Source organism: Streptomyces sp. NPDC096339 (assembly GCF_044762985.1).
Lineage (GTDB): Bacteria > Actinomycetota > Actinomycetes > Streptomycetales > Streptomycetaceae > Streptomyces.
This window is the reverse complement of record NZ_JBIWFI010000005.1, coordinates 36,571-48,634: the sequence shown is the minus strand read 5'-3', so window position 1 is coordinate 48,634 and position 12,064 is coordinate 36,571. Positions and strand designations below refer to the sequence as shown.

13 protein-coding genes are annotated in these 12,064 nt (G+C 69.0%); 11 read left to right on the top strand and 2 right to left on the bottom strand.

Annotated elements, in window-relative coordinates:
* Nucleotides 1-6: 6 nt before the first annotated feature.
* Nucleotides 7-1,341 carry a M14 family metallopeptidase gene (locus ACIQ5Y_RS10325; RefSeq protein ID WP_403877658.1) on the bottom strand — a complete coding sequence of 445 codons (1,335 nt, stop codon included), beginning with the start codon at nt 1,339-1,341 and terminating at the stop codon, nt 7-9.
* Nucleotides 1,342-1,502: 161 nt separating this feature from the next.
* A complete protein-coding gene (locus tag ACIQ5Y_RS10320) occupies nt 1,503-3,173 on the bottom strand; it encodes a chitinase (RefSeq protein ID WP_403878181.1) in 1,671 nt (556 codons plus the stop codon).
* Between the two features lie 367 nt (nt 3,174-3,540).
* Here ACIQ5Y_RS10320 and ACIQ5Y_RS10315 point away from each other — a divergent pair, with 367 nt between their 5' ends.
* The 11 genes from ACIQ5Y_RS10315 (at nt 3,541) to ACIQ5Y_RS10265 (ending at nt 12,063) form a co-directional block, all read left to right on the top strand.
* Nucleotides 3,541-4,440 carry a hypothetical protein gene (locus tag ACIQ5Y_RS10315; RefSeq protein WP_403877655.1) on the top strand — a complete coding sequence of 300 codons (900 nt, stop codon included), beginning with the start codon at nt 3,541-3,543 and terminating at the stop codon, nt 4,438-4,440.
* Nucleotides 4,441-4,486: 46 nt separating this feature from the next.
* On the top strand, nt 4,487-5,188 hold the full coding sequence (cpaB, locus tag ACIQ5Y_RS10310) for a Flp pilus assembly protein CpaB (protein ID WP_403877652.1): 702 nt from the start codon (nt 4,487-4,489) through the stop codon (nt 5,186-5,188).
* Nucleotides 5,189-5,195: 7 nt separating this feature from the next.
* Nucleotides 5,196-6,482, top strand: coding sequence for a CpaE family protein (locus tag ACIQ5Y_RS10305; protein ID WP_403877649.1), 1,287 nt, complete (start codon nt 5,196-5,198; stop codon nt 6,480-6,482).
* A gap of 36 nt (nt 6,483-6,518) precedes the next feature.
* The gene (locus tag ACIQ5Y_RS10300; protein ID WP_403877646.1) at nt 6,519-6,845 is read left to right on the top strand and encodes a TadE/TadG family type IV pilus assembly protein; all 327 of its coding nucleotides are present in this window, start codon (nt 6,519-6,521) and stop codon (nt 6,843-6,845) included.
* A gap of 1 nt (nt 6,846) precedes the next feature.
* On the top strand, nt 6,847-7,230 hold the full coding sequence (locus tag ACIQ5Y_RS10295) for a TadE/TadG family type IV pilus assembly protein (RefSeq protein WP_403877643.1): 384 nt from the start codon (nt 6,847-6,849) through the stop codon (nt 7,228-7,230).
* Nucleotides 7,227-8,576 carry a CpaF family protein gene (locus ACIQ5Y_RS10290; RefSeq protein WP_403877640.1) on the top strand — a complete coding sequence of 450 codons (1,350 nt, stop codon included), beginning with the start codon at nt 7,227-7,229 and terminating at the stop codon, nt 8,574-8,576. Before ACIQ5Y_RS10295 ends, ACIQ5Y_RS10290 begins: the two co-directional genes overlap by 4 nt.
* On the top strand, nt 8,573-9,511 hold the full coding sequence (locus ACIQ5Y_RS10285) for a type II secretion system F family protein (protein WP_403877637.1): 939 nt from the start codon (nt 8,573-8,575) through the stop codon (nt 9,509-9,511). Before ACIQ5Y_RS10290 ends, ACIQ5Y_RS10285 begins: the two co-directional genes overlap by 4 nt.
* 13 nt (nt 9,512-9,524) lie before the next feature.
* Nucleotides 9,525-10,415, top strand: coding sequence for a DUF5936 domain-containing protein (locus ACIQ5Y_RS10280; RefSeq protein ID WP_403878179.1), 891 nt, complete (start codon nt 9,525-9,527; stop codon nt 10,413-10,415).
* Between the two features lie 3 nt (nt 10,416-10,418).
* Nucleotides 10,419-11,105 carry a response regulator gene (locus ACIQ5Y_RS10275; RefSeq protein WP_403877634.1) on the top strand — a complete coding sequence of 229 codons (687 nt, stop codon included), beginning with the start codon at nt 10,419-10,421 and terminating at the stop codon, nt 11,103-11,105.
* A 110-nt stretch (nt 11,106-11,215) separates the two neighbouring features.
* Entirely contained in the window at nt 11,216-11,413 is a 198-nt protein-coding gene (locus ACIQ5Y_RS10270) for a hypothetical protein (protein WP_403877631.1), read from the top strand.
* A complete protein-coding gene (locus ACIQ5Y_RS10265) occupies nt 11,413-12,063 on the top strand; it encodes a pilus assembly protein TadG-related protein (RefSeq protein ID WP_403877628.1) in 651 nt (216 codons plus the stop codon). Before ACIQ5Y_RS10270 ends, ACIQ5Y_RS10265 begins: the two co-directional genes overlap by 1 nt.
* The last annotated feature ends 1 nt before the right edge of the window (nt 12,064 follow it).

The window sequence follows — 12,064 nt, the reverse complement described above, 5'->3', positions numbered from 1 at the left end:
AGCTGGTCAGGCGGTGCAGTACTGCGCTTCCTTGCCGATCGAGCGGTACATGCAGTCCGCGTTCTCCAGGAGCTGGAGCACCGCGTCCTTGTTGCGGGCGGTCTCGCGGTCGATGACCTCGTCCGGCGGGTAGAAGCCGCCGCCGCCGCTCTCCGGGTACATCTCGAAGGTGTAGGCGAAGATCTTCTGGTTGCCCCACAGCCAGTCGTCGATCGTCCCGTCCGTGATGTACAGGTCGCTGGACTGCTCCGGCGTGTAGCCGTTGCTCGCCGCCATGCTCGTGCCGATCTTCTTGTAGACGGCGAGGTCGTCGGCGGTCAGCCCGGGGGCGGTGTCGTTGTACGTCCAGCCGAAGGGCCACAGCACCAGTTCGCTGTACGTGTGGAAGTCGATCGCGGCCTTGATCTGCTGCTTGCCGCCGACCACCCGGCTGCGCACGAAGTCCGCGACCACCTTGACCTCGGGCGCCGATTCCGCCGCCGAGCCGCGGTAGGTCTCCGAGCCCTTGCTGCCGCTGGAGCCGCCGCAGCAGCCCCACTTGTAGTTCCAGTTGCGGTTCTCGTCCGTGCCGACGTTCGAGGAGCCGGAGTTGGGCTGGCGGTTCTTGCGCCAGGACCGGTAGGAGCCGGTGGCGATGTCGTACTCGCCGCCGTCCGGGTTGAGGTCGGGGACGATCCAGATCTCGCGTCCGTTGACCGCGTTCGTGACGCGGGCGTCGGTCCCGTACTTCGAGCCGAACTCGTTCAGGAGGTAGAGGGCCATCTCCACGGTGAGGTGCTCGCGGGCGTGCTGGTGGGCCGTGAAGAGGACCTCGGGCTCTGCCTCGTCCGTCCCGACGTTGTCGCTGATCTTGATGGCGATGATGTCGCGACCCTGGTACGACTTCCCGATCACCTGCTTGCTCATGATCGAGGGGTACTGCGCGATGCGCTGGTTGATCTCGGCCGTCGCCTCGGCGTAGTTGTGGTACTTCGAGTCGGCGGACGGGAAGTCCATCGGGCTCGCCGCGATCCCGGGCAGGGCGCGGTCCGGGGGCCCGGGCAGCGGCTCCAGCTCGTAGCCGAGCGCGCGCAGCTTCTTCGCCTGGAGGGTGTCCGCGCTGACGACGACCGAGCGGGCGTCGACCTCGTCGATGGAGACGCCGGTACGCAGCAGGGCCGTGCGCTCGGCCGGGGTGGCCGGGCCCTTGATCTCGTACTGGACGATCGCCTCGTCCTGGGTGGCGGTGGACGGGGTGGGTGGTGGGGATGCCGTCGCGCTCATGCCGTAGGCGGGTGCGCCCAGCGCGAGCGCCAGCAGGGCCGCCGTGACGGCGGCCCTCCGGCGGGTGTGGAGCCGCATGCGTTCTCCTGGGTGGGGAGTGTGGGGGTAGCCGTGCGGATGCCGCACAGCGTGCTCTCGTGGCATGTCCGGGTCAAGGACGGCATGCCTTGAATCGGCCAATCACCCACGCGGCCGATGCGACCGGCGCGACCGGCGCGGCCGACCCCCACACCTACCGCCTACGGCAGCGCGTGGACCTTCGGACCCACCGAGTTCGACCAAGCACCACCCGCCTTGGCGTCCCAGTTCGTCGACCAGGTCATCGCGCCGCGCAGCCCCGGGTAGGTCTTCGACGGCTTGAAGGATCCGCAGTTCACGCCCCTGGTCAGGCAGTCCAGGGCGTTGTTCACGACGGTCGGGGAGACGTAGCCGCTGCCCGCGCCGCTGGGGGAGGCGGGGACGCCGATGCCCACCTGGGAGGGGTCGAGGCCGCCCTCCAGCTGGATGCAGGCGAGCGCGGTGAGGAAGTCCACCGAGCCCTGCGAGTAGACCTTGCCGTCGCAGCCGTTCATCGAGCCGCTGTTGTAGTACTGCATGTTGACGACGGTGAGGATGTCCTTGATGTTCAGCGCGGTCTTGAAGTAGCCGCCCTGCGTGGACTGCATGTCGATGGTCTGCGGGGCCATGGTGATGACCAGCGAAGAGCCGGCCTTCGCGGACAGGGCGCGCAGCGCCTGCGTCATGTAGGTCGGGTTGAGGCCGTTCTCCAGGTCGATGTCGATGCCGCTGAAGCCGTACTCCTGCATCAGCGCGTACGCCGAGTTCGCGAGGTTGGTCGCCGAGGCGGAGTCGTTGACCGAAATGGTGCCCTTCTCGCCGCCGATGGAGAGGATGACCGACTTGCCGGCTGCCTTCTTCGCGGCGATGTCGGCCTTGAACTGCGCCACGGTGTAGCCGCCGAGACCGGCCGTGTCGAGGTTGAAGGCGATCGCGCCGGGCGTGGCCGTGGCGTCGGCGAAGGAGACGGCGATGATGTCGTACTGGGCGGAGACGTCGGAGATCTTCTGGACGGTCGCCCCGTTGTTGAAGTTCTGCCAGTAGCCGGTCAGTGCGTGCCTGGGCACGGCCGGGTTCGGGTTGGGGTTCGGATTGCCGCCCCCGGTCGTGGTCCCGGTCACCGGGGCCGACTTGGGGCCCTCGCCCGCCGCGTTGTAGGCGCTGACCTGGAACGAGTACGAGGTCGACGCGGCCAGACCGGTGATCTGCGCCGAGGCCGCGGTCACCGTCTTGACCCGGACGCCGTCCTGATACACGTAATAGCCGGTGGCCCCGCTGACCGCACCCCACGAAAGGGTGAGCCCGTCGGAGGTCTGGCCGGAAACGGCGGCCTGGGCCGGGGCGCTGGGGACGGACGGTCCGGGGTCGGTGCCGCCGCCCCCGTCCGGGCCGAAGACGCTGAACTCGTCCACGAAGTAGGCCGGCTGGCCGTACCAGCCGTGGGTGTAGACGGTGACCTGGGTGGTGGAGGGTCCGGTCGTGAAGGTGGTGGACAGCTTCTGCCAGCCGGCGCCCGAGCCGGGCGTCCAGGTGGACACGTCCTGCGTGCCGGTACCGGTGGCGCCGAGGTACACGTAACTGCCCTGGACCTGCGTGCTGAGCGTGTACGTCGAGTTCGGCTTGACCGTGACGGTCTGGCTGCAGCGGGCGTTGTCCTGGCCCGCCGGAGTGGCCTTGAGGGCGCCGGCCCCCGTGTGGACGGGGGAGGAGACGGAGGCGCCGCTCCCGCCGGAGCACGACCAGTTGGCCAGGCCGGACTCGAAGCCTCCGTTACGGGCGACGTTGATGTCCGCGGCTTGTGCCGTACCGGTCGCGAGGGCCGTGAGGCCGCCTGCGGCGAGCACGGCTGTCATGGGCAGGACGAGGGAGCGTATGCGGTTCACGTGGGCTCCGTGGGGGGAGTGAAGGGATGTCAGGGTGAGTGGGGCACCCCGCTCACAAGTTGGTCCAGACCAATCCTCGTGTCAATAGTCTTTGCGAAGTGGCCTGAAGTGATCGGTCCTCCGATCCCTGTTGTCCGGGTTTCCGGCCACCTGTGACATGTGCTGTCGGCATGCTGTCGGCACGGGAATCACCAAGGCCCTGCCCCGCCGGGGGTGGCGCGGATATGGTGCTGGTTCCAGGGGGATGTGCGTCGCACGTTTGCGGTCGCGCAGGGTCGAGTACTCGGGCAAGCGCGGGCAAGCACCGGGTGAGTACGGGGTGAACGGGGGGATTCGCGTGCCGACCGCCATCGCTGTCACCAGCGCCGATCTGGTACTTCCGGCCCCCGACCGGCACACGCCCGGAGCCGCCGTACTCCACCCGCCCGGACAGCTCGACCTCGACGGCGCACTCGCCGAGACCAGCGGGCTCCTGGAACGGCACGGCCACCTCGTGGCCGTCGTACCGCCCTGGCTGCCCGCCGCGACCGTCCAGCGGCTGCACACCGTACGGGCCATCCTGGAGACCGACCGGATCGCCCTCCTGCCCATCGACCTGCCGCCGCTGGGCACGGCCCTGCTGGTCCGTCAGCTCCGCCAGCTCACCGTCTGCGACTTCAGCCCCGGCGTCATAGCCTCCGCCGCCAGACTCCTGTCGCACTACATCTACGCGGGAGCGCTGCTGGGCTCGGTCGCCAGACTCGACCGGGTCCGGGTGCCGGTGGGCCTGGGGGCGCACGCCCGCTCGTGGTCGCCGAGCGCGCAGTTCGCCGTACTGGCCCACCCGAAACCGCACCTGGCGAAACTGGGGGCACAGGAGAAGGCGGCGAAGTCGGGGGCGCGGCAGAAGGCCGCGAAGGTCATCCCTCCGGGCCCCGAATTCGCCACGCACCTCACCTTCGCCCGCGGGCAGCTCACCTCCGAGTGGGTCGCGGCCGAGCTCGCCCCGGCCTGGCAGGTGCAGGGCGTACTGGAAAACCCGCTGCCGGCGCAGTCGCCGGGCTTCTGGGGCACGGGAAAACTCATCGAGTTCGCCGCGGGCATCCCGGACCTGGCGGTGCTCTACCAACTCGTCGCCTCGGTCCGCCGGGAGCAATGCCGATGGTGCGGGCTCGAACTCATCGGAGACCGCTGCGGCTTCTGCTCGGCACCACTGGCCGCACCGCCGCCGGCCGCGACCGCCCGATCCAGACCCTGACCCGAGCACGCCCGCACGAACGAAGAACGGCGAGGTAGCAAGGCCCATGAACTCACGCCAGCGCCGCGGCGTCATCCTGTTGATCCTGTCGGTCCTGTGCGCCCTGGCCGCCTTCGCCGGAGTCCTGGTGGTGATCGGCGACGTCAACTCCAAGGTGGGGGCGGAGGTCGTCGCCTACCGGGCGAAGGGGGACATAGCCCCGTACAGCCCGCTCACGGCAGGGCAGTTCGAGGAAGTGAAGATCCCCAAGCGCTGGCTGTCGGACACCGCCGTGACCGACCTCGGCGCCCTCAGGGACAAGATCGCGCTCACCGCCCTGAAGAAGGGCTCGCTGCTCCAGAGCGACATGTTCGTCGACAAGCCGCAGCTCCAGGCCGGTGAGCAGGAGATCGCGATCATGATCGACGCGTCGACGGGCGTGGCGGGCAAGATCACCCCGGGCGCCAAGGTCAACATCCTGGGCACCTTCAAGGGCAAGAAGCCCACCGACCCCGACGTGTCCGTGGTCATGGTGGCCAACGCGCGCGTCATCAACGTCGGCCGGCTCACGCCTCTGGAGAAGGACAGCGACAAGAAGGGTCCCGCCGAGGCCGTCCCGATCACCTTCGCCCTGAACACCAAGGACACCCAGCGCGTCGCCTACGCCGAGTCCTTCGCGGAGCACGTACGCCTCGCCCTGGTGGCCCCCGGCACGGACTCGGCGCCCAACCCGGCCGACCACTTCTACACCCTCGAAGGGGACAGGTGAGGTGCCGATGACCACCCGGATCCTCCCCGCGGTCGGCGACCCGGACGCCGCCCGCGCCATCGTGACGCTGCTCAGCCAGCTCCCGTCCGCGGAACCCGCCGCGCCGGTCCCCGACTCGACGACCCTCCTCGACACCCTGGCCCGGCTCGCCGTCGACTCCCTCGACGAGCTCCCCGAGGTGGTCCTGGTCCACGAGCGCATCGGCCCGGTGCCCGCCCTGGAACTCATCCGCGAGGTCGCGCTCCGCTTTCCCGCGGTGGGCGTCGTCCTCGTCTCCTCCGACGCGGGCCCGGCGCTCTTCTCGGCGGCGATGGACTCCGGAGCGCGCGGCCTGATCGGCCTGCCGCTCTCGTACGAGGAACTCGCGGCCCGCGTCCAGGCCGCCGCCCAGTGGTCGGTGGGCGTACGCCGCCACCTCGGCCGGGGCCCGGGCGCGGACGTCCCGACCGGCCCGGGCGGGCGCGTCGTCACGGTCACCGGGGCCAAGGGCGGCGTGGGCACCACCTTCACCGCGGTCCAGTTCGCCCTGGCGGCGGCCGCGTCGGGGCGGCGCACGGCACTGGTCGACCTGGATCTCCAGGCCGGTGACGTCGGCTCGTACCTGGACGTGCAGTTCCGCCGCTCGGTGGCCGACCTCGCCGGGATCCAGGACATCTCGCCCCGGGTCCTCCAAGACGCGGTGTACGAGGACCGCACGGGGCTCGCCCTCCTCCTCGCCCCGGCGGAGGGCGAGCGCGGCGAGGAGGTCGACGAGCGGGCGGCCCGCCACATCGTGGGCGCGCTTCGGGCCCGCTACGAACTGGTCGTCATCGACTGCGGGACCCAGGTGACGGGCGCGAACGCGGCCGCGGTGGAGATGGCGGACGTGGCCGTGCTGGTCACCACACCGGACGTGGTCGCGGTGCGGGCGGCGAAGCGGATGGTCCGGATGTGGGAGCGGCTCCAGGTGCGGAAGGCGGAGGACACCGCGATGGTGGTCAACCGCTGGAGCAAGCACACCGAGATCCAGCCCGCCCTGATCGAGAAGATCACCAAGACCCGGGCGACGAGGACCCCGGTCCCGGCGGCCTTCAAGGAACTGCAGGCGGTGGTGGACGCGGGGCGGGTGCAGGACCTGGACAACCGCTCGACGGTGAAGCAGGCGCTGTGGGGGCTGGCGGGGGAGCTGGGGCTCCTGGGGTCACCGGACACGGCCGCCGCCGCCCCGGGGCCGGCCGCCGGGCCGGGCGGCACGGCACTGGCGGTCCGCCCGGCAGGCCCGGTCTCCCGCCTGCGCCGACACCGGGAGGGCTGACCGATGCCGAGACCCCGCCAGAGGGATAGCGGCCAGGTGGCGATCGAGTTCGTCGGCATGGCGCCGTTCATCCTGCTGATCGTGGCGGCGGTGTGGGAGTGCGTGCTGATCGGGTACGCGTTCTCGCTGGCGGGGAACGCGGCGGACGAGGCGGCGCGGGCGGGGGCGGTGAAGGGGGACGCGGAGTGCACGGCAGTGGCCGATGACCACATCGGCGGCGCGTGGGGCATGCAGGCGGTGTGCGACGGCTCCGGTGACATCTACAAGGCCACGGTCAGGCTGAAGGTCCCTGTGCTCGTTCCGGGACTCAACACCGGCCTTTGGGTCGACGGCCAAGGCGGCGCGGCGAAGGAGAAGGAGTGACGTGAAGCGATTTCGGAAGCGGAACTGGCGCTCCGACCGCGGCCAAGTGGCCCTGGAGTACATCGGCTTCCTGCCGATCCTGCTTCTCGTCGCGCTCTGCGGGATCCAGCTCGGATGGGCCGCGTACGTAGTCCAGCAGGCCGAGACCGCCGCCCGCACGGCCGCGCGCGCCGAGGCACGCCATCCCGGCACGGGAGCGGCGGCGGGCAGGGCTGCGATCAAGGAGAACCTGGGGAAGGCGGCGGCGATCGACATCGGGCGGTCGGCCGACGCGGTGACCGTGACCGTCCAGCTCCCGGTCAGGTCCATCGTGCCCGGCGTGGGCAACGGCTCCACCGTCAAGACCGTCACCATGCCCAACGACCCGGAGGTGCCCAAACCATGAGCCTGCGTTCCCGGGTCAACACCCCCGAAGACCGCCACAGCCCCCGCGAGGACGGCCGACTGGTCTCCTCCTACCGGGCGAAGCTGCTGGAGGAGATCGACCTCGCCGAGATGTCCGCGCTCGCGCCCGCAGAGCGCAGGGCGCGCCTGGAACGCGTACTCGGCCACATCATCAGCCGCGAGGGGCCCGTCCTCTCCACCGTCGAGCGTGCCCAGCTGATCCGCCGCGTCGTCGACGAGGCCCTCGGCCTCGGCGTGCTCGAACCGCTCCTCGAGGACGCCTCGATCTCCGAAATCATGGTCAACGGCCCGGACCAGATCTTCGTCGAGCGCGCAGGCCGCGTGGAGCAACTCCCGCTGCGCTTCGCTTCACACGAGCAGCTGATGCAGACCATCGAGCGCATCGTCTCCACGGTCAACCGCCGCGTGGACGAGGCCAACCCGATGGTCGACGCCCGCCTGCCCAGCGGCGAGCGCGTCAACGTCATCATCCCGCCGCTGTCCCTGACCGGCGCGACCCTCACGATCCGGCGCTTCCCGCGCGCCTTCACCCTGCACGAGATGATCGCCCTCGGCTCGCTCGACGAGCAGATGCTGCTCCTGCTCTCCGGCCTCGTCGCATCGAAGATGAACGTGATCGTCTCCGGCGCCACCGGCACTGGCAAGACCACCCTCCTGAACGCACTCTCCGGCCTGATCCCGGAGGGCGAGCGCATCATCACCATCGAGGACTCTGCCGAGCTCCAGCTCCAGCAGGCGCACGTCATCCGGCTCGAATCCCGCCCGGCGAACGTGGAGGGCAAGGGCCAGATCACCATCCGCGACCTCGTACGCAACTCACTGCGCATGCGCCCCGACCGCATCATCGTCGGCGAGGTACGAGGCGGCGAGACCCTCGACATGCTCCAGGCGATGTCCACCGGCCACGACGGTTCACTGGCGACCGTCCACGCGAACAGTTCGTCGGACGCCCTCACCCGTCTCCAGACCCTCGCCTCCATGTCAGAGGTGGAGATCCCCTTCGAGGCGCTCCAGGACCAGATCAACAGCGCCGTGAACGTCATCGTCCAGCTCACCCGCTTCGGCGACGGCTCGCGCCGCATCACCGAGATCTCCATCCTCGAATCGCACGGCCGTGAGCCCTTCCGCATCACGACGGTCTGCCGCTTCGCAGCCCAACCCATGGGGGCGGACGGCCGGGTACACGGCCACTTCGAGTACTACCCGCTTCCGCGACGCATCGCGGAACGGCTCTACATGAACAACCAGCCCATCCCGCAGGCGTTCGGGGTCGCGCTGCCGGACGACCCGCTCACCACTCCGCACATCACACGGACCGCCCTGTGAACCCACTCATCCTCATCACCCTCGGCGCCACGCTGCTGGCCTGCGTGTTCGTGATCCTGGGCCTCCAGGCGTACGCAGCCGGCCGCGCGCAGCGCGCAGCCCTGATCGAACGCCTCTCTGCGAGCGGGATGCCCGAGCCGCTGGGACGGCGACGCAGGTTCCAGGGGGTGGACCGGCGGCTGCGCAAGACGAAGCTGGGCCGCCGGATCGAACTCAAGCTGGCGGTCACAGGCCTGGACCTGACCGCTGGGGAGTTCTTCGTCTACATGCTGGCGGCCGTTGCAGGGATATGGATGATCTCGGCGTCTTTTTTCGCCCCCTTCTTCGGACCGGTGGCCGGCCTGATCGGGCTGTGGGCGGCGAACGCCTTCCTGAACTGGCAGCGGGCACGGCGCACGGAACGCTTCATCAACCAGCTCCCCGATCTGGCCCGCATCCTGGCCAACGCGACCCAGGCCGGCCTGGCCCTGCGTACGGCCCTCGGGATAGCGGCCGAGGAACTGGAGGCGCCCGCCGGCGAGGAGCTCGCGCGCGTCACAGATCGGCTCGCGGTCGGCCACTCCATCGAAGATGCCCTGGGCGAGATCGCCGAGCGTCTGCCCTCGCGGGAACTGGTCGTACTCGTCTCCACCCTCGTCCTCTCCAACCGTGCGGGTGGAGCAATCGTCGACAGCCTGCGCAACCTGACGATCACCCTGGAGCAGCGCAAGGAGACCCGACGCGAGATCCGTACGCAGCTGTCCCAGGTGACGGCGACGGCGTACCTGGTGCCGGTACTGGGCATCGGCTCGCTCCTCCTGGTGGACGCGATGATGCCGGGCGCACTGGACCGCATGACGGGGTCGTTCATCGGACAGACCGCCGTGCTGATCGCACTGGGTCTCTTCGCAGTCGGCTTCGTCTTCATCCGCCGCCTGTCCAGGATCGATGTATGAGGAGTCCGGCGTGATCGCGTTGATCCTGGCCCTGGCTGTGGCGGTATCGGTCTTCGGGGCCTTCCAGGGCATCCGCCTCTACCGGGCCGACGTCAAACTCCCCACCGACCTGGCATTGGCCTTGGAGGTCGGAGCCACCCGTACGACGGTCGTCGGCTCGATCGTCGACCGCGCGGGCATCCGCTACGCGCCGTTGATACTGCGCCTGATGGGTCCTGAGCGGGTGGCCCGCAAGCGCCGCCAGATCGACACCGCGGGCAACCCGTCCGGCCTGACGATCGACCGCTACGCGGCACGCCGCGCGGTCTATGCCGCCCTGGGCGCCCTGGGCGCCGTATCCATGCTGCTCAATGGCCAGCTGGTCCTGGCGCTGCTCATGGTCGCCTTCGGCCTCTTCTGGATCGAGGTCGGCCTCTGGTCGGCGATCCGGATCCGCCGCGACCACATCGAGCGCACCCTGCCGGACTTCCTTGACGTGCTCGCGGTGGTGGTGAGTGCCGGTCTCGGCTTCAGGCAGGCGCTGGAGCGCGTGGCGGACAAGTACGAGGGCCCGTGGTCGGACGAGATCCGGATCACCCTCCAGCAGATGTCCATGGGCGTCAGCCGCCGCCAGGCCTTCGACGAGCTGCGGCGGCGCAATGACAGCGAGCAGGTCGCGCAGTTCGTGACGGCCCTCCAGCAGGGCGAGGAACTCGGCTCCCCGATCGTCGAAACCCTCATCGCCATCGCCGAGGACATGCGTCGTACGGACGCCCAGAACGCGCGGCGCAGGGCGGCCCGGGCGGTCCCGAAGGCGACGCTCGCCGTCACGATGTTCATGCTGCCGGGGACACTGATCCTGCTGATCGGCGGGTTCGTGTACGGGGCGAACGTCGACTTCGGCGCGATGCTCGGGGGCAGGTGAACCGTGGCAAGACTGAGCGTCCTCATCGCTGATGACGATCCTGTCATCAGGGCAGGCCTGACGGCCATCCTGCGCGAGGCCGAGGACATCGAGGTGATAGCTCAAGCCGCGGACGGCCGCGAGGCGTTGAGCTTTGCGCGCCGGTACGCGCCGGATGTGATCCTTCTGGATGTCCGGATGCCGGGTGTGGACGGGATATCCGCGCTGCCGCACCTGGTGCAGTTGGCTCCGGTGCTGATGCTGACTTACAGCCAAGAGGCCGAAATCGTGCGGGAGGCACTGCTGTTGGGCGCTGGCGGCTACCTCGTGCACGGCGAGTTCACGACTGATGAGCTGCTGCGGGCGGTAAGAGACGTGCCTGTCGGCCGCCCCCACTTCACCCCGACGGCGGCGAGCGCGTTGCTCGCGGAGCTTCGGGCCTCTTCGCATCCGCAACGAGATGTGTCACAGTCTACTGAGCGACTGAACAACTCCGTTGTTTTCGGACTGAGTTCGCGGGAGGGAGAGATCATGGACTTGATCGCGTCCGGGATGAATAACCAGCAGATCGCCTCCACCTGCTTCATCAGCGAGAAGACGGTCAAGAACCACATCAACCGCATCTTCGCGAAGCTCCAGAGCGCGACGCGGAGCGAGGCGATAGCGCGGTGGCTGGGAACGGCCCGTCCGGGAGTGTCCGGTCATGGGTAGACAGAGTGCGCAGTGGGTCCGTAATTGGGTCCCGGGACCCTTGGTTACGAGAGGTAACTCGCCGTACGGTCCGCGAATCGACTACGGCGCCGGCCCTGGAGGGGACCACCATGCAGAAGCCCAAGCTGCTCAAGGCGATCGTCGAACGGCACGAGCGGCGGAGCGGGGACGAGGGTCAGACGGTCTTCGAGTACCTGGGGATCATCGTGATCATCGCGCTGATCATCGCTGCGATTGTGGGAACAGGGCTCGCGGACAACATCGCGAATGCCATTTCGGACGCGCTGGAGAACATCACCTCCCACTGATGCGGGCGAGCGATTCGAGGGACAGCGGGCAGGCCTTTCCCATCTACATCATGGTTGTGACGGGTCTGCTCTTCGCTGCGCTCGCCTTCGTTGTCGTTGGCATGGCCGGAGCCACGCGCAGCAAAGCGCAGGGCGCCGCTGACGCGTCTGCGCTTGCAGCCGCCCGGGAGGGCAGGGACAACGCGTTCAGGGGAGTGGACTTCCTGGCGCTCACTCAGGCTGATTGGGAGCGGATCCTCAACGGGGATCGCTTGAATGCGAATGGGGCCTGCGCGAAAGCGGTCTCCTTCGCGACCAAGAACGATGCCGACGCAACCTGCGATGCGGACCTCCCGGAATTCCGGGTCTCCGTGAGCACAAAAGACACCGTCGGCAAATCGGTGATCCCCGGCAGTGAGGACCTCAAGGGACATGCCAAGGCTACGGCGGTGATCGAGCCACGCTGCACGTTGAACCCAAGCTCAACCCCCAACCCGACACCCAACCCGACACCCAACCCAACGTCCTCACCTGGAGGAGGCGGCACAGCCCCGCCTCAGTCCATCGACTTCCGATGCAAGGGTGGTGTGGCGGTGACGCTGAACCCTTCGAAACCGGGTTCCTTGGTCGATCTGGCGAGGAAACTCTTCAGCGTGCGTCTGGCTGACTGAC